This is a genomic window from Mycolicibacterium neworleansense (assembly GCF_001245615.1).
GTDB classification, from domain to species: Bacteria; Actinomycetota; Actinomycetes; order Mycobacteriales; family Mycobacteriaceae; genus Mycobacterium; species Mycobacterium neworleansense.
In genome coordinates this window covers 2,926,036-2,947,612 of sequence record NZ_CWKH01000001.1, presented here as the reverse complement: position 1 = coordinate 2,947,612, position 21,577 = coordinate 2,926,036, and the positions used below count along the sequence as shown (strand labels likewise).

The following is a 21,577-nucleotide window of genomic DNA, read 5'->3' as shown; positions in this document are numbered from 1 at the left end:
GGATGACGATGCACACACCCGCCCGGCTGCAGCACCTCATCGCCGGGCAATGGATTTCCGGTGAGGGTGACGGAGTTCGCAGTATCGATCCTTCGCGGCCCCAGTCCGTCGTCGCCGAGGGTGGTGCCGCGAGCGCGGACCATCTCGCAACGGCGGTGGCAGCGGCCGGCGACTCGGTTCGCGCGTGGGCGGCCACCCCGATGGCCGCGCGCGGTGGCGTGCTGCTGGCCGCCGCCGAGATCCTCGACGGCAACGCCGCCGAGTGGGGCCGCGACCTGTCGGTCGAAGAGGGCAAGACGCTGGCCGAAGGCGTCGGTGAAGTGCGTCGTGCCGCCCAGATCCTCCGCTACTACGGCAACGAGGGGGACCGGCAGGCCGGCGAGATCTATGCCTCACCGCGTGCCGGTGAGCAAATCCTGGTCACCCGCAAGCCAATTGGCGTCGTCGGGGTCATCACCCCGTTCAACTTTCCCATCGCCATCCCGGCGTGGAAGATCGCACCGGCCCTGATCTACGGCAACGCGGTGGTGTGGAAGCCCGCCAGTACGGTGCCGCTGCTCGCGATGCACCTGGCGCGCGCCCTCGACACCGCAGGCCTGCCGGCGGGTGTGCTCAACTTGCTGATCGGCGGCTCGGCCATCGGTGACGGGATCGTCAACCATCCCGACGTCGATGCCGTCACTTTCACCGGGTCGACCGGCATCGGGCGGCGTATCGCGAGCATGGCAGCCGCCCGCGGGGTTCCGGCGCAAGCCGAGATGGGCGGCAAGAACGCCGCCGTCGTGCTCGACGACGCGGACCTGGATCTGGCGGTCGAGCAGGTGATGCTGGGTGCCTTCCGCTCGACCGGTCAAAAGTGTACGGCCACATCGCGATTGATCCTGACCGAGAAAATCGCCGACCGCTTCCTGGATGCCCTGGCTGAACGGGCCGGGGCACTCGTGGTGGGCGATCCGGTGGATGAGGCCACGCAGATGGGACCGGTCGTCAGCGAGTCGGCCTACAAGACGATCACGACCGGCATCGACACCGCCCGGACCCAAGGAGCCACAGTGCTGGCCGGCGGGCAGCCGTATACCGACGAAGGCCGCGCGGCCGGTTACTTCATCGCGCCGACCGTTATCGAACTCGGTGACCAGCGCGCCGACCTGTGGACTGACGAGCTGTTCGGCCCGGTGCTCGCGGTGCGCCGCGCCGCCGACGCCGAGGAAGCGTTCACACTCGCCAACGACAGCGAATTCGGCCTCTCGGCAGCGCTTTTCACCCAGGACCTGACCCGGGCGCTGCAGGCGGTCGAACACGTCGATGTCGGGGTATTGCATGTCAACTCCGAATCGGCCGGGGCCGATCCGCATGTGCCGTTCGGTGGCGCGAAGAAGAGTGGTCTTGGCCCCAAGGAACAGGGCTCGGCCGCCCGGGAATTTTTCACCCACACCACCACGGTGTACCTGCGCGGCGGAGCGCCGCGCTCATGATCGCCGGTGCGCTCGACGGAATCACCGTCGTGGACTTCAGTCGTGTACTCGCCGGCCCGTATGCCACCATGCTGCTGGGCGACTTCGGCGCGGACATCATCAAGATCGAACGGCCCGGCGTCGGGGACGACACCCGCGAGTGGGGACCGCCCTATGACGCCGACGGCGTCGCCACCTACTTCAATTCCGTCAACCGCAACAAGCGTTCTGTGGTGCTCGATCTCACCGATCCCGACGACGTCGCCCGTGCCCGCGAGTTGGTCAGCCGCGCCGACATCGTCGTCGAGAACTTCCGGCCCGGCACCATGGACAAACTCGGTCTCGGCTACGACGCGCTGCGCGAGGTCAAACCAGACTTGATCTACTGCGCCATCACGGGATTCGGACACGACGGCGGTGCCGACCTGCCCGGCTACGACCTGCTGGTTCAAGCCGTCGGTGGGCTGATGAGCATCACCGGCACGCAACCCGGCGATCCCACGAAGGTCGGGGTCGCGTTGGTCGACGTGCTCACCGGCATGCACGCCATCGCCGGCATCTTGGTGGCACTGGCCCACCGCGACCGCACCGGGCAGGGCCAACGCGTCGACACCAACCTGCTGTCAGTGCTGTTGTCCTCCATGGTCAACCAGGCGTCGGGATTCCTGGGCGCCGGCAGCATCCCGGCGATCATGGGAAATCGCCACCCCAGCATCGCGCCCTACCAGACCTTCCACACCGCGGATCGGCCCATCGCGCTGGCCGTCGGCAATGACAAGCAGTTCCGGCTGTTGGTCACCGCCCTCGGACTCGACGGACTCGCCGACGACGACCGCTTCACCTCGAACGCGCTGCGGGTGCGTCACCGCGAGGAGCTGTGTGCTCTGTTGGAGGCCGAATTCAGCAAGCATGGCGCCGACCATTGGTATGGCGTGCTCGCTGCGGTTGGGGTGCCCGCCGGGCCCATCAACGACATGGCCGAGGCGTTCACGTTCGCCGAGAAGCTGGGACTGACCGTGACCGTCCCGGTGCCCGGGAGCAGCACCCCTCAGGTCGCCAATCCCGTGTCGCTGTCTGCCACACCCGTGCAATACCGCAGTGCACCGCCCCGACTGGGACAGGGCACCACCTTACGAGCGCCCTGACGTCATTGCCCGGTTGGTTCAGGGCGTGAGCAGTCGGCTCGGAAAGGTTAGCCGAATCCGTCTTCCATAACATTTGCTGACCGGATGGTGAACGGCCGGGACGCCGCGGCCGAGGTCGAAAAGCAAAGGGCGAAATTAACGGTCTGTACAGCGGAGTCCGACGTCAATAGCAAGCTTTCTGAAGCGCGTGCTCGTCGCGGTAGTCCGCCCAGGCCACCCTCGAATAATCGTTAACGGTTCGATGCGCGGGTAGCGTCCGGCCGCAGCTGGCGCGGCGAGCACCTGAAACCAATCAACGGTTGTGGCTGCACACGCATCGGTACTGGCGGCAACACGCGAGCCGGTAGTCCCGTCAGGCCGCTGTTCGCGGCATCGCAACCGACCGCCCAGCCCGACCCGGCCGGGTCGAAAGTGGCCCGACACGACCGCAACACTCCGGTGTTCTCGCCGTGATGCCGGCGTTGCTTCGAAGAAATAAAGCCTTCCTACCAGCGAGTACAGTTATCCCCGCGCGGCCCGGCCAGAGGTTCGGGCGCGGATTGCTGAATTGTCGGCGCACCGACCGGCGCGCCGAGGGCAACCCTCCCGGTAAGGCAGGCGCACGGAATTCGCGCAAAGCGTCACCCAAGGCACCCCGGCCACCTGGCGTCGATCATCTGTCTCCAGCCGCGAGCTCAGCTATTCCAATACCCGAAGGAAAGGGCGGCCGTGCCGGCTCATCGTCAATACCCGGGAACGTTTCAATAATTGTTTGCCTAAATATGCCGGAACGGAACGATCGGGCCCGCACCGCTACAGCGTGAGAGCAAACACGCAGGTGAGATGGCGGAAATTGAAAAAACAACTTCTACGAATTCGGCTGGTTACTTATCTGGCTCTCAGGTACGGTTTGCTCGTCCAAGATTCACACCTCCCAAAGGGGAAGCCATGGAAGTTGCTGCACGGTCATATGTCACCGCCGGAATCGCGGCGGTCGGGGCAACAGCGTTGATTGCCGCTCCGATCGCTCCCACGCCGCCGGACATCACGGTCAGGGCAAGCGATCTGTCGGCCGTATTTTCCGATTACACGCCGACGGCGCTGAGCTCGGCGCTGCTGGGGCTGCCGAGCGCGGCTGCCATCCGTGATGCTCTCGGAAACCTCACTCTCGGTGGGCTCGGGGCATTCAACATCGCCCTGGCGGGTGCGGCTGATGCCGCGGGCATTGGCGCGACGGCGTTCTCGGACATCGCATCGTCGATGGCGCTGACGGGGCAGACCATGAATACCGCTCTGGTGGCGGGGTTCCTTGCCGCGATCGGTTTCGAGATTCCGGCCGGTGACAATGCCTCGGCAGCTGCGGCGACCACCTTGGTCAGCACGGCCGACATCCGTGACGCGATCGGGAACCTGACTCTGGGCTTCCTGACGGCGGTCAACGCTGGCCTGGGTGGGCTGGCCGATGTCGCCGACATCGGTGCCGTGGCGTTCTCGGATATCGCCGCCTCGCTGGCGTTGACCGGTCAGACCGTCGCGACCGCGCTGACCGCAGGGTTCCTCGCCGCCATCGGGTTCGAGATGCCGGCCGAGGGCGGCGCAGTCACCGCGTCTGCGGCACGAACGATGGTCAGCACCAACGATCTTCGTGATGCTGTGGGCAACCTGACCCTGGGCTTCCTGACCGCGGTCAATGCCACCCTCGGCGGACTGGCCGACGCGGCCGACATCGGTGCCGTGGCGTTCTCCGACATCGTGACGTCTCTGGCCGTCACCGGTCAGACCGCTGCGACGGCGCTGACGAGTGGGTTCCTGGCCGCCATCGGCTTCCAGGTTCCGGACTCGACGGCACCGGCGACGGCAGCCGCGGCAATGGTCAGCTCCGGCGGTATCCGTGATGCCGTCGGCAACCTGACGCTCGGCTTCCTCGGTGCCTTCAACGCTGGCCTGGGTGGGCTGGCCGATGTGGCTGACATTGGCGCGGTGGCGTTCTCGGACATCGCCGCCTCGCTGGCGCTGACCGGGCAAACCGCCGCGACCGCGCTCACCGCCGGATTCCTGGCCGCCATCGGCTTCCAGGTGCCGACGGAGGAGCAGACCAGCACGCTGGCGACCGCGGCAATGGTCAGCCCGGGCACCATTCGCGATGCGGTCGGCAACCTCACCCTCGGTGGGCTGGCGGCGTTCAACGCCAGTCTGGCCGGACTGGCCGATGTGGCCGACATTGGGGCCGTGGCGTTCTCGGATATCTCCGCTTCGCTGGCGCAGACCGGGCAAACCGCCGCGACCGCGCTCACCGCCGGATTCCTGGCCGCCATCGGCTTCCAACCGCCGGTGGAGCAGGCCACCGCGACAGCTGCATCGTTGGTCAGCCCGGGCACCGTCCGCGATGCGGTCGGCAACCTCACCCTCGGTGGGCTGGCGGCGCTGAATGCCAGCCTGGCCGGACTGGCCGACGTGGCCGACATTGGGGCCGTGGCGTTCTCGGATATCTCCTCCTCGCTGGCGCAGACTGGCCAAACCGCCGCGACCGCGCTCACCGCCGGATTCCTGGCCGCCATCGGCTTCCAGGTGCCGCAGCCCGAAGCGCCAGAAACCGTTGGGCCGGCGGCACTTCCGCAGACCAAGGCACTGGTCAACGTTTCGCTGCCCAAGGCCGAAGTTTCCTCGGGTGCCGTCGATACCAGCGTGAAGCCGGTCTCCGACAGCAAGACGGAAACCACAGCCGGGACCGGGAACGGTTCTGCCACGGGAGCTGATGGAACGTCGGCGGGCTCTGCGCCCGGTACGGACGCCACCGACGCCAAGGCTGGTACCGGCAGCGACACCACCGGGCCGAGTGGATCGGAATCCGGTACCGGCACCGGTACGGACAATGCGTCGACCGGCGGCACCGACAGCGGCACGGGCAGCGGTTCGGCCGGCACCGGCAGCGAAGGCACCGGCTCGTCCGGCGGCACCGGCGCAGGCAGTGCCACCGACGGCGACGACTCCGCGCCCGCACCCACCAAGCGGGATGAGCGCAAGCAACTCCGCGACCAGCAGAGCCACGACCGCAAGGCCACCCGTGCGGAGCAGAAGGCCGACCGGGCGGACAACCAGGAGTCCACCCGGGCCGAGCGCACTGCAGAGCGCAAGGCCCAGGCCGCCGAGCGCAAGACCCAGCGGCAGGCCGACAAGCAGGAAAGGAAGACGCAGCGCCAGCAGCACAACGGCTCCGACAACGGCGGTTCCGGCGGCGGCTCCGAATAGGTAGACGTACCGGGTAGATCCTTCTGACCCCGCCCGGTACCGGCCCCGTTTCCTACTGCTCCCCGACGCAGCCATGGGAAACGGGGCCTTTCCCTATTTCCGTCTCATTCCCGGTACTGGCACAAGAGTGGGAAATGCCGATGGCTGGGTTCGGCGGGACGTGAATGCTCGACGGATTCGATCACGGCTTGAGGAGCGCGACCACCTTGTCCTCGAGTGCCACGGGATCGGCATTGGGGTCGGCCGGTTCGGTGTGCGGCAGGTCGCCCTCTGGGTCGGCGAAGTCGCGGTAGGTCTTGTCACCGGTCAACGTGGCCAGTAGGTACCCGGTGAGCAGGCCCCGAACGATCTTCTGGGTCTCCCGGTCGGCGCCGGGCAGCCCGATGAAACGGGCCAGGCGGCGCCCTTCGACCAGGCCGCCGGCCTTGGCCTTGCTGACCGTCCGCAGCGTCGCGCCCTCCCAGGCCCGGGCCAGCTCCACAGCGTTCGAGCGCAGCGTCATCGGGTCGCCGGGGTCGGTGAGGACCAGGCCCGGCACCTTCAACGCCGACGCGGGTTCTTCGGCCCGTGGCTTGGTCACCGTCGGGAACAACGGCACCACCGCCTTCGGGCGGTGTGGGTCACCGCCCATGCCCGCGGCGGCGAACACCGCTGCTGACCCGCCGAAACCGTGTCCCACCACGCCCCGCTTGCCCGGGTGCACGCTGATCTTGCCGGTACCCAGCCGCACCCCGGTGATGATTTCGAGGGCCGCTCCCAGGTCGAAGGCGAAATTGAGCACCGACGGAGCCAGCCCCGTCTCGGTGTCGGGTGCCGCCGCCACGATGCCCCAGGACGCCAGATGCTCCAGCGTTCGCGTGTAGTTGTCCGCTTTCGTCATCCAGTCGTGGCCGAACACCACACCGGGCAGGTTCAGGCCGGACTCCGGTGTGTACACCACTCCCGGCATGCCGGCGAACGCCAGGTCACCGCGCAGGACTCGGTGCGGTCCGCGGCGGGTCAACCCTGCGAAGAGCTTCTTTGTGCTGGCCACGCGTTGACCGTAACCCACCCCGCCGAATCCGCGCCCGCGTGCTTTCGCGGTGAGATGCGTCAAACGCCGTCGCGCAGAATCGGGCCACGCGGCCGACTGCACTACCCTGGGACCCTATGTGTGGAATCGTCGGCTACGTCGGGGCGCGCCCGGCCCGCGGCATCGTGGTCGACGCGTTGCGGCGGATGGAATACCGGGGCTACGACTCCGCGGGAATCGCCCTGATCGACGGCAACGGCGGGTTGACGGTACGTCGCCGCGCCGGCCGGCTGGCCAACCTGGAGACCGCTCTCGCCGAGACCGACGACGGCATCCTGACCGGCACCACCGGCCTCGGCCACACCCGCTGGGCCACTCACGGCCGTCCCACCGACCGCAACGCCCATCCACACCGTGACGCCGCGGCCAAGATCGCCGTCGTGCACAACGGGATCATCGAGAACTTCGCCGTCCTGCGCGCCGAACTGGAAGCCGACGGGGTGGAGTTCTCCAGCGACACCGACTCCGAGGTGGCGGTGCACCTGGTGGCCCGCCAGTACGCCAACGGCGACACCGCGGGCGATTTCCCGGCCTCGGTGCTGGCCGTGCTGCAGCGCCTGGAAGGCCACTTCACGCTGGTGTTCGCCAACGCCGACGATCCGGGCACGATCGTGGCCGCTCGCCGGTCCACCCCGCTGGTCGTCGGCATCGGCGAAAGCGAGATGTTCGTCGGCTCCGATGTCGCGGCGTTCATCGAGTACACCCGCCACGCCGTGGAGCTCGGCCAGGACCAGGCCGTGGTGCTGACCGCCGACGGCTACCGGATCACCGACTTCTTCGGCCGGGACGATCTGGAGGCCGGCCGGGACTACCGGGAATTCCACATCGACTGGGACCTCGATGCCGCCGAAAAGGGTGGCTACGACTACTTCATGCTCAAGGAGATCGCCGAGCAGCCCGCCGCGGTCGCCGACACCCTGCTGGGGCATTTCGTCGACGGCCGCATCGTGCTCGACGAGCAGCGGTTGAGCGATCAAGAGCTTCGAGAGATCGACAAGGTCTTCATCGTCGCCTGCGGCACCGCCTATCACTCGGGTCTGCTGGCCAAGTACGCCATCGAGCACTGGACCCGGCTGCCCGTCGAGGTCGAGCTCGCCAGCGAGTTCCGGTACCGCGACCCGGTGCTGGACCGCAGCACCCTGGTGATCGCCATCTCGCAGTCCGGCGAGACCGCCGACACCCTGGAGGCGGTGCGGCATGCCAAGACGCAGAAGGCCAAGGTGCTGGCGATCTGCAACACCAACGGCAGCCAGATCCCGCGCGAGGCCGACGCGGTGCTCTACACCCGGGCCGGACCGGAGATCGGCGTGGCCGCCACCAAGACGTTCCTGGCGCAGATCGCCGCGAACTACCTGGTGGGGCTGGCGCTGGCGCAGGCCCGCGGGACCAAGTACCCCGACGAGGTCGAGCGCGAGTACCACGATCTGGAGGCCATGCCGGACATGATCGGCCGGGTGCTGGCCGGCATCGAGCCGGTGGGGCAGTTGGCACAGCGTTTCGCGAAGTCGCCCACGGTGTTGTTCCTGGGTCGGCACGTCGGTTACCCGGTGGCGTTGGAAGGCGCGCTCAAGCTCAAGGAGCTGGCCTACATGCACGCCGAGGGCTTCGCCGCCGGTGAGCTCAAGCACGGTCCGATCGCCCTGATCGACGAGGACCTGCCGGTGATCGTCGTGATGCCGTCGCCCAAGAACGCGCAGATGCTGCACGCCAAGCTGCTCTCGAACATCCGGGAGATCCAGGCCCGCGGTGCCGTGACCATCGTGATCGCCGAGGAGGGCGATGACACGGTCCGGCCCTACGCCGATCACCTGATCGAGATCCCGGCGGTGTCAACGCTTTTCCAGCCGTTGCTGTCGACGATTCCGCTGCAGGTGTTCGCTGCCGGGGTGGCCCGGTCGCGAGGGTACGACGTCGACAAGCCGCGCAACCTGGCCAAGTCCGTCACCGTCGAATAACCCGGCTGCCCTCGAATGTCGGCTTGTGTGCGAGTTTTGGCGAGAATTTGGCACACAAGCCAACATTGGAGGCCGTTGGCGGGGCTGACGTGATGGATCTGCGGGTTCCCAAGGTCAACATCGCCGGGCGGTGGGACCGCAGTGGGCTGGGCGCCTTTCTTTCCGATGCGGCGTTCGAGCATTTCCTGGGTGCCTACCGGGCCGGGATGGCGACATTGCCGCCGTTTGAACTGTTCGACGTGCCCACCTCATTCGGCACCGTGCGGGCCTACCGGTTCGCCGGGCCCGACGCCGGTCCGCCGGTGGTGCTGTTGCCCGGGCGCAACGCGTCGACGCCGATGTACCAGACCAACCTCGGGCCGCTGCTGCAACGGTCCACCGTCTACGGCGTCGACCTGCTCGGTGAGGCCGGTCTGTCGGTGCAGGACAAGGTGATTCGCGGTGCACCGGATCAGGCGCAATGGCTGGACGAGGCGCTGGCCGGCCTGGACCTGGAGAAGGCGCACCTGCTGGGAGTGTCGATGGGCGGGTGGACGGCGGCGAACTGCGCGGCGCACCGGCCCGGCCGGATCGCGTCGCTCACCCTGCTCGATCCGGTGTTCACTTTCACCGGTGCCCCGGCCAAGGCGATCCTGGCCTCGGTGGCCCTGTTCGCTCCCGGCATACCGGAGCGTTGGCGCCGCAGGGTGCAGAGCTGGATCGCCGGCGGCGCCGATATCAGTGACGCCGAGACGGAGGCCGCGCTGATCTCGGCGGGTTCAACGGATTTCACGCTGCGCACACCGGCGCCGAAACTGTTCACCGATGAGCAACTGCGAAATCTCGATGTGCCGGTGCTGGCGTTGATCGCGGGTCGCAGCGTCATGCTCAACCCGCCGCGTGCCGTCGAACGCGCGCGAGAATTGTTGCCGCGCGGACAAGTCGAGCTCTGGGCCGACGCGTCCCACGCCATCAACGGCGAATACCCGGAAGAGATCGCTCGGCGCGCGGGGCGGTTCTGGGACGAGGTCTGACGGCGTGGGGGACCTCAGGCGCGGATCACCGACGGCCCCAGCGCTTCATAACGCTGGGCTTGGTCGGCGGGCAATTCGGTGCCGGTGACGATCGACTCGAAATCGGAGACCTGCGCGAACCGGCAGAAACTGGTCTCCCCGAACTTTGAATGCGCCGCCACCAGTACGCACCGTTGCGCGACGGTCACCGCTGTCTGCTTCACCGCTGCCACCGCGGGATCCGGTGTGGTGAGGCCATGCTCGGCAGTGATTCCGTTGGTGCCGAGGAAGGCGATGTCGATCACCAGGCTGCTCAGTCGTTCCACCGCCCAGTGGTCGACGGTGGCCAGAGTGCGCCCGCGCATTCGTCCACCGATCATCAGGACGGTGACGGTCTCGCTGTGTGCCAGTGCTTCGGCGGCCAGCAGCGACGATGTCACCACGGTCAGCTCCTGATCGGCGAGCTGCTCGGCGATCAGCCGTGGCGTGAAACCCTCGTCCAGGTAGACGGTTTCGGCTCCGTGCAACAGGTGTGCCGCCACGGCGGCGATGCGGTGCTTCTGGGCCAGGTCCACCTGGCTGCGGTATTCGACGGTGGATTCGAACGCCGCGGTCTCCAATGGGATCGCGCCGCCGTGCACGCGTTTGAGCAGTCGTCTACCGGCCAGTGCCTTGAGATCGCGCCGGATGGTCTCGGCCGCGACGTCGAGTTCGTCGGCCAGCGTCAGCACGTCGACGCGGCCCCGGCTGCGCGCGAACTCGACGATGCGACTCTGGCGGGTATCTGAATCCACGCTTGCCATTCTGGGGGAGTCCGGGTGCGGCGTCGGTTATTTGCTGTCGGTGAGCACTGCGCGCACGTCGTCGGCGCTGGTCGCCGCCCGCAGCCGGGCCACCTCGTCCTTGTCGAGGAAGACGTGCGCGATCTTGGTCAGCAGTGCCATGTGGTCGTTGCCCAGTCCGGCGATGCCGACGACGAACTCGGCGGGTTTGCCGTTCCAGTCGATGGGTTCGGGGTAGCGCACGAAGGAGATCCCGGTACGGCGGATCGCGGTCTTGGCCTCGTTGGTGCCGTGCGGGATGGCCAGACCGTTGCCCATGTAGGTCGACACCGACTTCTCACGCTCGTGCATGGCTTCCACGTAGGCCGGGTCGACGGCGTGGGCTGCGACCAGCAGGGCGCCGGCCTCGTCGATGGCGGCATCCGCCGACGTGGCGCTGCCGGCCAGCACGATCGATTCCAGCGGCAGAACGTCGTCCGCAGCGCTCTCGGGCTGCTTCTCGTCTTTCTGGTCTTGGCGCGAGTGCTCATCTCCAGAGGAGTTCGTGGTCCGCAGCATCTCGACGATCTCGTCGTAGCGCGGTGAACTCATGAAATCCTCGACCGAGACATGCGCGGCCGAAGCGGTTTTCAGGCGGGCCCGGTCGGTCAGATCGCGGTGGGTCACCACCAGGTCGTAGGTGTCGGTGAGATTCGCGATCGACTGGTTGGTCACCGCGATGTCGGCGAATCCTGCGGAACGGATCTTCTTGCGCAGCACCGACGCACCCATCGCGGAGGACCCCATGCCGGCATCACAGGCGAACACGATGCTGGTCACCGGGCTCCTGTGCGCAGCGACCAGGGTGGAAGCCACGCTCGACTTCTTGCCCTTGAGTGCCTCCATCTCGGCGGTGGCCGCGGCCAGGTCGGGCTCGTCGTCGGCACGGTCGGTTTTGAGCAGCAGTGAGGCGACGGCGAACGAGACGGTGGTGGCCCCGAGCACGGACAACGTCACACCGAGGAAGCTGCCGCCGGCGGTCTGCGCGTAGATCGCGATGATCGAACCGGGCGCGGCGGGGGCGCGCAGTCCGGACCCGAACAGCACGTTGATGAAGACGCCGGTCATGCCTCCGAGGATGGTGGCGGCGATCAGCTTGGGCTTCATCAGCACGTACGGGAAGTAGATCTCGTGGATGCCGCCGAAGAACTGGATGATCGCGGCGCCCGGTGCCGAGGCGCGGGCGGCGCCGCGGCCGAAGACCATGAACGCCAACAAGACTCCGAGGCCGGGGCCGGGATTGGTCTCAAGGAGGAACAGGATCGACTTGCCGGTCTCCAGGGCCTGGGTGGTACCCAGCGGGGTCAGCACGCCGTGGTTGATGGCGTTGTTGAGGAACAGCACCTTCGCCGGTTCGATGAGCAATGAGGTCAGCGGCAGCAGATCGTTGTTGACCAAAAAGTCCACAGCGTTGCCGGCGGCGCGGGTGAACGACGACACGATCGGTCCGATACCGAAGAAGCCGAAGATGGCCAGCAGCATGCCCAGGATGCCCGCGGAGAAGTTGTCGACCAGCATCTCGAAACCGGGCCGGATCTTGCCCTCCCAGAGCGCGTCGGCCTTCTTCATCGCCCATCCGCCCAGCGGCCCCATGATCATGGCGCCCATGAACATCGGGACGTCGGCGCCGGCGACCACCCCCATCGTGGCGATCGCGCCGACGACGGCACCGCGGTTGCCGTGGATCATCCGGCCGCCGGTGTACCCGATCAGGACGGGCAGCAGGTAGGTGATCATCGGGCCGACGATGCCCGCGCCGTCGTAGCTGCCCCAGCCGCCGATTCTGGCCACCCACCCGTCGGGGTCTCTGAGCCCGGCGAAGATGGCCTGCAACCAGCCCTGCTCGATGAACAGGGCGGTGATCAGGCCCCAGGCGATGAAGGCGCCGATGTTCGGCATCACCATGTTCGACAGCGAAGTGCCCAGCTTCTGCACGTGCACCCGAACTCCGGTGCGTGGCGCTTCGACAGTGGACATCTGACGACCTCCGATCTTGCCGGCTGCTGGGTGACGCCGGTCACATACATACCCAGTACACCGCATAAGTGGGCATCACTGCAAGCAAGCGGGCGTAAATGGGCAGAAGAAATTGTGGTTTTATGACCGGATTGGCGTTAGGGTGCTCATACCGACCCGGTTAGCGCCAGTCCCTGTGAGTCGAGAGGACCGCCATGAAAGCCCTGCGCTACTACGCCCCCGAGGATGTTCGACTGGAGGATGTACCGGAGCCGCAGTGCGGCCCCGACGAGGTGAAGATCCGAGTGCGCAACTGCTCCACCTGCGGCACCGACGTCAAGATCCTGCACAACGGGCACCAGAACCTGACCCCACCGCGCACCATCGGCCATGAGATCGCCGGTGACATCGTGGAGGTGGGTGCCCAGGTAAACACCGCGAACGGCACCGATTGGGCCGAGGGCGACCGGGTTCAGGTGATCGCGGCAGTCCCGTGCGGTGAATGCCACGAATGCCGCAAGGGTTGGATGGCCGTGTGCCAGAACCAGACATCGATGGGCTACCAGTACGACGGCGGGTTCGCCGAGTACATGATCGTTCCGCGCCAGGTGCTCAAAGTCGATGGCCTGAACCGGATTCCGGACAACGTCAGCTATGACGAGGCGTCGGCGGCCGAACCGTTCGCATGCGCGATCAACGCACAAGATCTGCTCGGTATCGAAGAGGGGGACACCGTCGTGGTGTTCGGTGCCGGCCCCATCGGCTGTATGCACATCCGCATCGCCCGCGGTGTACACAACTGTGGCCCGGTCTATCTCGTCGACGTGAACGAAAGCCGGCTGAAGATGTCCGCCGACGCCGTGCATCCCGACGAGGTGATCAACGCCTCGGAGGTCGATGTCGTCGAGAAGGTGATGGAACTGACCGGCGGCCGCGGCGCCGACGTCGTCATCACCGCCACCGCTGCCAACGTCACGCAGGAACAGGCCATTGCGATGGCGGCCCGAAACGGGCGCATCTCGTTCTTCGGGGGGCTGCCCAAGACCAATCCGACCATCACGTGTGATTCGAATGTGGTGCACTACCGCCAGCTGCACATCCACGGCGCCAACGGTTCCGCTCCGGAGCACAACAAGCGTGCGCTGCAGTACATTTCGACCGGTCAGGTGCCGGTGAAGGATCTCATCACGCGCCACATCCCGCTCGGCGACGTGCTCGACGCATTCTCGATCGTGCAGAACGGTGAGGCCATCAAGGTGACGGTCGAACCTGCCGCTGCCGCAGCAGCGGTCTGACGGTTCGGTCGCCGCCGTTGACGGTCAGTACAGCTCGTTCTTGTAGTGATCGTCGATCACCGCATGAAGTGAGCCGGCCAGGTCGCCGAGTTTCTCGGCCATCTTCGCCGCGCTCTCGGTGATCGAGAGGGTGTAGAAGTCCCCGCCCAACGTCACGGCGTCGGCCAGCCCTCGGCTGTCGCCCTCCCAGAGCTTGGCCCGGATCACCGCCTTGCCGCACTGCCCGAACACTTCGCGGATGCGCACGATGGTGGCCAATACCGCGGGCTTGCCGTCGGCGCTGAGCATCTCGAGCAATTCGGGGTCGTCGGTGACGAACGCGTCGCCGTTGACCCGGATGACCTCGCGGAGGCCGGGCACGAAGAAGACCAACCCGACCGCGGGGTGCTTGGTGATGTTCTCGTGAGAGTCGGCGAGCTTGTTGCCCGGCCGGTCGGGGATGGCGAGCGTCGACGGATCGAGGATCCGGACCGATCCCGGTGGGTCGCCTCGCGGGCTGGTGTCCAACTGGCCATCGGCGCCCACCGTGGCCATGCAGAAGAACGGGCTGTGCGCGATGAACCGCGCCGAGAACTCACCGAGTTTCGGTTCCTTCTTCTCCGCGATGAACCGTTCGGGGTGCCCGACAATCTCCCTGATCCGCTCCATCGAGACGGGGGAGTACGAGTCTGCCGCTGTGCCTGTCGTTTTCATCATTGAATTCCCTAGACGTCGAGGACGAGCCGCGGAGTTCGGGCCCGGGAGACGCAGATGTACATGCGGTCGTTGGCGGCCCGCTCGGACTCGGAGAGGATGTCGTCGCGATGGTCGGGTACACCGTCGACTACGGCCGTCTCGCACGCACCGCAGATCCCCGATCGGCACGACGACGGCACGCTGACCCCGGCGCGGTCGAGCGCGGCGAGAATGCTCTGGCCCGCTTCGACGTTGACCGTCTTGCCCGATGCCGCGCACACCACCTCGACCGGCTTGTCGGCGGCGGAGGCTACCAGTTTGCGCGGTTTGAAGCGCTCGAGATGCAGGCTGTCGGCCGGCCAATGTGCGGTGGCGTCCTGCACTGCCGACAGCAGCGCCGAGGGCCCGCACGCATAGACCTTCACCCCGGGCTGCACTTGGGCGAAATGCTCACTGAGGGGGATGCGGCCGTCGGCGTCAGAGGCATAGAAGCGCACCCGCGGTCCGTACCCGCGGAGTTCGTCCGAGAACGGCATCGAGCTTGCGGTGTGCCCGGCGTAGAGCAGTTCCCAGTCCACGCCCCAGGTTTCGGCCTGACGGATCATCGGAAGGATGGGGGTGATTCCGATGCCGCCGGCCACGAACACATAGGAAGTGGCCCGACGCAGCTCAAAGGTGTTCCGCAGTCCGGCAACCGTAAGTTGTTGCCCTGGACGCAGAAACGCGTGCACATACTCGGAACCGCCGCGGCTGGCGCGTTCGCGCCGCACCCCGATGCGGTAGTACGACCGTTCACCGATCGGCCCGCACAACGAGTACTGGCGTCGGATACCGGTCGGCAGGACCAGGTCGATGTGTGCGCCGGGGTCCCAGGGCGGAAGTGGCCCGCCGGACCGCGGCTGCAGTTGCACGGACACCACGCCATCGGCCTCCCATCGGAGCTGGCGGACGGCGACGGCGATCCCGTCGGCTGGCAGTTCGCTTCCCACGCCGCACCTTCCTTCGTTGATTAACAATGTTAATTGCAGGTCAGAGCGTAGTGTTAACATCGTTAACGTGTCAACTGCCTCGACTGGCCGCGATCGCGTGGCGCTGGCCAACCTGTCGGTGGACCGCGTGGTCGGAGAAGCCCTGGCGCTGGTCAACGAGGGCGGTCTGGAATCACTGACGATGCGCCGGCTGGCCGACCGGCTGCGGGCCCACCTCCCGACGATCTACCGACTGGTCGACGGCAAGGACGCGCTTATCGACGAGATGGCCGAGACGATTTTGGCGAAGGCGCTTGAAAACGCCGGCACTGCCGACGCGGAGTGGGTGCATCGTGCCAAAAGCCTTGCCGCGGCCCTGCGTTCAGCGCTCCTGGCGCAGCGCGACGGAGCCCGTATCGTCGGCGGCAACTACGCCGCCAAGCGGGCGAATCTGACCTTCGTCGACACGCTCGTCGGCAGCATCCAGGCCGGCGGTCTGGCCCGCGAACACGCCTTGTGGGCTGCCAGCTCCCTTTTCTGTTACGTCCTCGGTGAAGTCCTGGAGCAGCAGGGCGCGGCTGGGGGAGAGACCGAGACGCTCGAAGGTGTGGTGCGCGCCGGGGACTATCCGCACCTCGCGTCCAGCCCCGTCGAGCAGTTGCTCGACTTCGACGCGCGGTTCGAGTTCGGGTTGAACCTGCTCATGTCGGGCATGTGTTCCGGCGAAGGCCGCGCCTGACCGGTGCCACCGGGGTCGCTCAGGCCCAGTGCCAGCCCGCACGCGATCAGGCCGATGCCGGCCCACACGGCTGCTGCGGGCCAGGTTCCCGTGACGGGCACACCGATCGCCGCGGCGGCGACCGGCGCCACCCCGGTCAGCAGCCCGGCCCGTCCAGCGCCCAGCGTGCGCACGCAGGTGTACCAGAGGGCGAACGCGACCGCCGTCACGCCGATAGCCAGATAGCCGATGGCCAGGATCTCGCCCGTGTCGAAACTGCTTGCCGCTCTCCATCCTTCGGTGGTCAGCGCGAGCACGCCGAACATCGCGGCGGCCATCCAGGTGGTGTGCACCGATACCCCCGCGGGACCGTGCGAACCGAGCACCGGCACCGCCAGTAGCGTAAAGCCTGCCTCGCAGGCGAATACCACCGCGGCCCAGAACAATCCGATCGCGTCCGCCCGTCCCATTCCTTCGACGACCACGGCGCCGATGCTGACCACGACCGCCGCGGCCAATACCCGGCTCCGCGGCCGGTGGCCTTCCAGCAGTGGCCCCATTGTGGCCAGAGCCAAAGGCACACAAGCCACCGCGACCGCCAGTACCGCGGGTTCGGCATGCTGCGATCCGTATACGAGGGCGATGTTGAACAGCACCAGGCCGCTGCCGGTGACACTCAGCAGCCACAGCCATTCGGTACCTCGGGGAAGGCGCAGCGATTGGCCGGTGAATCGGACCCAGGCGAGCAACAGTGCGCACGCAATCGCGTAGCGCAACGCCTGCGCGGTGTGCAGCGGTGCATCAGCGAGCGCGCCCGAGACGGCCACGCTGCCGCCGACGAACGTCATGCCGAGTGCGCCGGACAAACCGGCGTGGGCGGGGCTGGACATGCTCCCATGCTGCGGCCAATATGGTCCAACAAGTAGAACCAAGTTTGGACATCTGTCATGGACCAAGTCGCGGGCGCGGATTTTCTACAGCTCGACCCGACGACCGCGCCGGCACGCGGACTCACCGACTGGCTCGCCGATGCGCTACGCACCGCGATCGCCGACGGCAGGCTCGCCTCGGGCACCCGCTTTCCATCGACCCGGGTGCTGGCCGCAGAACTCGCGGTGTCACGCGGCGTGGTCGTCGAGGCCTATCGGCGCCTCGCCGACGAAGGTCTGGTCAGCGGGCATGCCGGTGGTGGCACCCACGTACTCACGCAGCCGGTCCGGCCTTCAGGCGTAGCCCCTGCTCCGCCGCCATCGGTGTCACGTCTGCCGCGTCCTCGACTGCCGGTCGGGGAGGGAATCGACCTCTCGCCGGGGGTGCCCGATCTGTCGGCGTTCCCGCGCAGTACCTGGTTGCGGGCGGAGCGTGCGGTGCTGGCCGAGACGGCGCCGGAAGACCTCGGCTACGGCGACCCCCGCGGCCACCCGAGGTTGCGGGCGGCGCTCGCGCCGTGGCTGGGCCGAACCCGCGGGCTGCGGATCGACCCCGACGACATCCTGGTGGTGGCCGGTGTCGCCCAGGCCGTTGCGTTACTCGCCCAGCAGTTGCGCGGCGAGGGCCTCGACACGATCGCCGTCGAGGATCCCGGCTCACGCGGAGCGGTCGACGAACTCGAGTACTGGGGCCTGCGCCCGGTCCCCGTCCCCGTCGACGAGGACGGCATCCGGGTGGACGCCCTTGCCGCCGGCGGTGCGCCCACCGTGTTCCTCACCCCGGCGCACCAGTTCCCGACCGGCGTGGTGCTCGGCCCACAGCGCCGCCGCGAGCTGCTCGAGTGGGACGGCGAGCTGATCATCGAAGACGACTACGACGCCGAATACCGCTACGACCGGGCGCCCGTCCCGGCCATGCACCCGTCGGCGCCCGATCGCATCGCCTATGCCGGCAGCACCTCGAAGAGCCTGGCGCCCGCACTGCGGCTGGGCTGGCTGGTCGCGCCCGCGCAGCGCCATCCGGACCTGGTCGCGGCCAAGCATGCCACTGACCTCGGCAGCCCGACCGTGCCGCAGCTGGTGCTCGCCCGGCTACTGGAATCCGGAGAGTACGACCGGCATGTCCGGCTGGTCCGGGCGCGGCACCGGGCCCGGCGCGACGCATTGCTGGACGTGTTGTCGGTGGCAATGCCTGCCGCGAAGGTGAGCGGTGTGGCCGCCGGTCTGCACCTGCTCGTCACGCTGCCCGAGACCGTCGACGACGTCGCACTCGCCGACGAACTGCGTGACGCAGGCGTCCTCGTACATCCGGTGTCGTGGCACCGCCGACTGCCCGGAGCGCCCGGTCTGGTGCTCGGGTATGCATCGCATCCGCCGGACCGGTTACGCGAGGCCGCAGCCAGGATCGTGCGGATCGCGCGAAAGTGACGCAGCGGTCGTTCCGGCGACTCGGTAGCAGCCATGACGTCACTTTCGGTGACCACGTCGAGCAAACACACGTAACCTGTTGGCGCGCGGCAAAGTCGAAGACATTCGAGCGGAGCGGGAGCTGATGCGGTACTACTACTCGGCCGATGCGATCCGTGCGGCCGAGGCGCCCCTGCTGGCATCGCTGCCCGACGGCGTGCTGATGGGCCGCGCAGCGTACGGGCTCGCGACGGCGATCGCCACCGAACTGAAGCTGCGCACCGGTGGTGTCGCCGGCCGGCGGATCTGCGCGGTGGTGGGTTCGGGCGACAACGGCGGTGACGCGCTGTGGGCGGCGACGTACCTGCGCCGCCGCGGAGCCGCCGCCGATGCGGTGCTGCTCAACCCCGAGAAGACTCACGCCAAAGCCCTGGCCGCGTTCCGCCGGGCCGGCGGCCGCGTGGTGTCCGGCATCTCCGCGGCAACCGATCTGGTGATCGACGGAGTGGTCGGCATCTCCGGACGCGGCCCGCTGCGTCCCGACGCCGCGGCGGTATTCGGGGCCAACACCGCACCCGTGATCGCCGTCGACATCCCCAGCGGCCTCGACGTGCAGACCGGAGCCGCCGACGGCCCGCATGTGCGCGCCGCCCTGACCGTCACGTTCGGCGGCCTCAAACCTGTTCATGCCCTGGGTGAATGCGGCCGCGTCGAGCTCGTCGACATCGGTCTGGAGTTGGCGCCCGCCGACCTGGCCGGGTTCGAGGTGGCCGATGTCCGTGCCCGCTGGCCGATCCCGGGACCGCACGATGACAAGTACACCCAAGGGGTGACGGGTGTGGTGTCCGGCTCGGCAACTTATCCCGGTGCGGCCGTGTTGAGCACCGGCGCCGCCGTGGCAGCGACCTCCGGCATGGTCCGCTATGCGGGAAGCGCTGGACCGCAGGTGCTTTCACACTGGCCCGAGGTGATCGCCGCGCCCAGCCCGCAGGAAGCGGGCCGGGTCCAGGCCTGGGTGGTCGGCCCCGGGATGGGCACCGACGACACTGCGAAGTCCGCGCTGCGGTTCGCACTCGAATCCGATCTTCCGGTGATCGTCGACGCCGACGGCCTCACACTGCTGGCCGCCGATCTCGGCCTGCTCACCGGCCGCAGCGCGCCAACCGTGCTCACCCCGCATGCCGGCGAATTCGAGCGACTGGCCGGAGATCCGCCCGGCGCCGACCGCGTCGCGGCCACCCGCGGCCTCGCCGACCGCCTCGGCGTCACCGTGCTGCTCAAAGGCAACGTCACCGTCATCGCCGAGCCCGGGCACACCACCTATCTCAACCCCGCGGGCCAATCATGGGGTGCCACAGCCGGATCCGGCGATGTGCTGTCCGGCATCATCGGGGCCCTGCTGGCCGCCGGACTGCCCCCAGGTGAGGCCGCCGCCGCGGCAGCTTTCGTCCATGCCCGTGCCGCCAACCTGTCGGCGGCCGATCCCGGTCCCAGTCCGGCGCCCACCTCGGCGTCCCGCATCCTCGCCCATGTCCGCGCCGCGATCGCCGCGCTGTAGAAGAAAAGGATCCGCATGTCGCACAAGCACCGTCACACCCCGCACATCTCGCCGGCGTACACCGGCAGGCTGGCGATGTCACCGGTCCCGTCACTGCGCCTGCCCGACAAGTCGATGGAACCCGCTGCGGCGTACCGCTTCATCCACGACGAGCTGATGCTCGACGGCAGCTCCCGGTTGAACCTGGCGACGTTCGTCACCACGTGGATGGACCCCGAGGCCGAGAAGCTCATGGCCGAGACGTTCGACAAGAACATGATCGACAAGGACGAGTACCCGGCCACCGCCGCGATCGAAGCGCGCTGCGTGAGTATGGTCGCCGACCTGTTCCACGCCGAAGGGCTGAGCGACGAGGATGCGTCGGCCGCGTGCGGAGTCTCCACGATCGGATCCAGCGAGGCCGTGATGCTGGGCGGGCTGGCCATGAAATGGCGTTGGCGCGAGAAGGTGGGCAAGGACTGGAAGGGACGCACCCCCAACCTGGTGATGGGGTCCAACGTCCAGGTGGTGTGGGAGAAGTTCTGCCGGTACTTCGATGTCGAGCCGCGTTACCTGCCGATGGAGGAGGGGCGCTACGTCATCACCCCCGAGCAGGTTCTCGACGCGGTCGACGAGGACACCATCGGCGTCGTCGCGATCCTCGGCACCACCTACACCGGCGAGCTGGAGCCGATCGCGGAGATCTGCGCGGCGCTGGACCAGCTCGTACTGGACAAGGGCCTGGACATCCCCGTGCACGTCGACGCCGCCAGCGGCGGCTTCGTCGTCCCGTTCCTGCACCCCGACCTGGAATGGGATTTCCGCCTGCCGCGCGTGGTGTCGATCAACGTCAGCGGTCACAAGTACGGGCTGACCTACCCGGGTATCGGCTTCGTGGTGTGGCGCAGCAAGGAGTACCTGCCCGAGGACCTGGTATTTCGGGTCAACTACCTCGGCGGCGACATGCCCACGTTCACCCTCAACTTCTCGCGGCCCGGTAACCAGGTGGTCGGCCAGTACTACAACTTCCTGCGGTTGGGCCGGGCCGGATATACCCAGGTGATGCAGTGTCTGTCGCAGACGGCGCGCTGGCTGGGCGACGAACTGCGTGACAGTGAGCACTTCGAGCTGATCACCGACGGGTCGGCTATCCCGGTGGTCAGCTTCCGCCTCAAGGGCAATCCCGGATACACCGAATTCGACGTGTCCGAGGGACTGCGGTCGTTCGGCTGGCAGGTGCCCGCGTACACGATGCCCGAGGGGGCCACTGACGTCGTGGTGCTGCGGGTCGTGGTGCGCGAGGGATTCTCGGCCGATCTGGCCCGCGCGCTCAAGGAGGACACGATCACGGTGCTCGGGCGGCTGGACGCGCTCAAGCCGCGCGGAGCGTTCGACGACTTGCAACCGTTCGCGCACTAGATGGGC

General features: G+C 67.6%; 16 protein-coding genes. 10 read left to right on the top strand and 6 right to left on the bottom strand.

What is annotated here, in order from left to right:
* Positions 1–8 precede the first annotated feature (8 nt).
* The 3 genes from BN2156_RS14075 (at position 9) to BN2156_RS14065 (ending at position 5,827) form a co-directional block, all read left to right on the top strand.
* Positions 9–1,475 (top strand): aldehyde dehydrogenase family protein, encoded by a 1,467-nt coding sequence (locus BN2156_RS14075; RefSeq protein WP_090515914.1) that lies wholly within the window; start codon positions 9–11, stop codon positions 1,473–1,475.
* Positions 1,472–2,599: a CaiB/BaiF CoA transferase family protein gene (locus BN2156_RS14070; RefSeq protein ID WP_090514773.1), complete on the top strand. Its 1,128-nt coding sequence runs from the start codon at positions 1,472–1,474 to the stop codon at positions 2,597–2,599. The genes BN2156_RS14075 and BN2156_RS14070 overlap by 4 nt, the downstream gene beginning before the upstream one ends.
* Positions 2,600–3,526: 927 nt before the next feature.
* On the top strand, positions 3,527–5,827 hold the full coding sequence (locus BN2156_RS14065) for a beta strand repeat-containing protein (protein ID WP_090514772.1): 2,301 nt from the start codon (positions 3,527–3,529) through the stop codon (positions 5,825–5,827).
* Between the two features lie 181 nt (positions 5,828–6,008).
* Here BN2156_RS14065 and BN2156_RS14060 read toward each other — a convergent pair whose 3' ends face one another.
* Positions 6,009–6,860, bottom strand: coding sequence for a dienelactone hydrolase family protein (locus BN2156_RS14060; RefSeq protein ID WP_090515912.1), 852 nt, complete (start codon positions 6,858–6,860; stop codon positions 6,009–6,011).
* Positions 6,861–6,976: 116 nt separating this feature from the next.
* On the opposite strand from BN2156_RS14060, the gene glmS reads away from it, so the two are divergent.
* Both glmS and BN2156_RS14050 read left to right on the top strand, forming a co-directional pair.
* The gene (glmS, locus tag BN2156_RS14055; protein WP_090514769.1) at positions 6,977–8,854 is read left to right on the top strand and encodes a glutamine--fructose-6-phosphate transaminase (isomerizing); all 1,878 of its coding nucleotides are present in this window, start codon (positions 6,977–6,979) and stop codon (positions 8,852–8,854) included.
* A gap of 92 nt (positions 8,855–8,946) precedes the next feature.
* Positions 8,947–9,867 (top strand): alpha/beta fold hydrolase, encoded by a 921-nt coding sequence (locus BN2156_RS14050; protein ID WP_090514766.1) that lies wholly within the window; start codon positions 8,947–8,949, stop codon positions 9,865–9,867.
* Positions 9,868–9,881: 14 nt separating this feature from the next.
* Here BN2156_RS14050 and BN2156_RS14045 read toward each other — a convergent pair whose 3' ends face one another.
* Both BN2156_RS14045 and BN2156_RS14040 read right to left on the bottom strand, forming a co-directional pair.
* A complete protein-coding gene (locus BN2156_RS14045; RefSeq protein ID WP_090514763.1) occupies positions 9,882–10,640 on the bottom strand; it encodes a DeoR/GlpR family DNA-binding transcription regulator in 759 nt (252 codons plus the stop codon).
* A 36-nt stretch (positions 10,641–10,676) separates the two neighbouring features.
* Positions 10,677–12,644 (bottom strand): PTS mannitol transporter subunit IICBA, encoded by a 1,968-nt coding sequence (locus BN2156_RS14040; protein ID WP_090514761.1) that lies wholly within the window; start codon positions 12,642–12,644, stop codon positions 10,677–10,679.
* Between the two features lie 194 nt (positions 12,645–12,838).
* Here BN2156_RS14040 and BN2156_RS14035 point away from each other — a divergent pair, with 194 nt between their 5' ends.
* On the top strand, positions 12,839–13,918 hold the full coding sequence (locus BN2156_RS14035; RefSeq protein ID WP_090514760.1) for a zinc-dependent dehydrogenase: 1,080 nt from the start codon (positions 12,839–12,841) through the stop codon (positions 13,916–13,918).
* Between the two features lie 24 nt (positions 13,919–13,942).
* Here BN2156_RS14035 and BN2156_RS14030 read toward each other — a convergent pair whose 3' ends face one another.
* Positions 13,943–14,611, bottom strand: coding sequence for an MSMEG_1061 family FMN-dependent PPOX-type flavoprotein (locus tag BN2156_RS14030; RefSeq protein WP_235625304.1), 669 nt, complete (start codon positions 14,609–14,611; stop codon positions 13,943–13,945).
* An 11-nt stretch (positions 14,612–14,622) separates the two neighbouring features.
* Positions 14,623–15,582 (bottom strand): PDR/VanB family oxidoreductase, encoded by a 960-nt coding sequence (locus BN2156_RS14025; protein ID WP_235625303.1) that lies wholly within the window; start codon positions 15,580–15,582, stop codon positions 14,623–14,625.
* Between the two features lie 67 nt (positions 15,583–15,649).
* Here BN2156_RS14025 and BN2156_RS14020 point away from each other — a divergent pair, with 67 nt between their 5' ends.
* The gene (locus BN2156_RS14020) at positions 15,650–16,300 is read left to right on the top strand and encodes a TetR/AcrR family transcriptional regulator C-terminal domain-containing protein (RefSeq protein WP_235625302.1); all 651 of its coding nucleotides are present in this window, start codon (positions 15,650–15,652) and stop codon (positions 16,298–16,300) included.
* Here BN2156_RS14020 and BN2156_RS14015 read toward each other — a convergent pair.
* On the bottom strand, positions 16,186–17,169 hold the full coding sequence (locus tag BN2156_RS14015; RefSeq protein ID WP_090514753.1) for a DMT family transporter: 984 nt from the start codon (positions 17,167–17,169) through the stop codon (positions 16,186–16,188). The genes BN2156_RS14020 and BN2156_RS14015 overlap by 115 nt on opposite strands.
* A 57-nt stretch (positions 17,170–17,226) precedes the next feature.
* Here BN2156_RS14015 and pdxR point away from each other — a divergent pair, with 57 nt between their 5' ends.
* The 3 genes from pdxR to BN2156_RS14000 all read left to right on the top strand — a co-directional run bounded on the left by pdxR (position 17,227) and on the right by BN2156_RS14000 (position 21,571).
* The gene (gene pdxR / locus BN2156_RS14010) at positions 17,227–18,636 is read left to right on the top strand and encodes a MocR-like pyridoxine biosynthesis transcription factor PdxR (RefSeq protein WP_090514751.1); all 1,410 of its coding nucleotides are present in this window, start codon (positions 17,227–17,229) and stop codon (positions 18,634–18,636) included.
* A gap of 124 nt (positions 18,637–18,760) precedes the next feature.
* Positions 18,761–20,173 (top strand): NAD(P)H-hydrate dehydratase, encoded by a 1,413-nt coding sequence (locus BN2156_RS14005; protein ID WP_090514749.1) that lies wholly within the window; start codon positions 18,761–18,763, stop codon positions 20,171–20,173.
* Positions 20,174–20,188: 15 nt separating this feature from the next.
* A complete protein-coding gene (locus tag BN2156_RS14000) occupies positions 20,189–21,571 on the top strand; it encodes a glutamate decarboxylase (protein WP_090514746.1) in 1,383 nt (460 codons plus the stop codon).
* Positions 21,572–21,577: the final 6 nt, after the last annotated feature.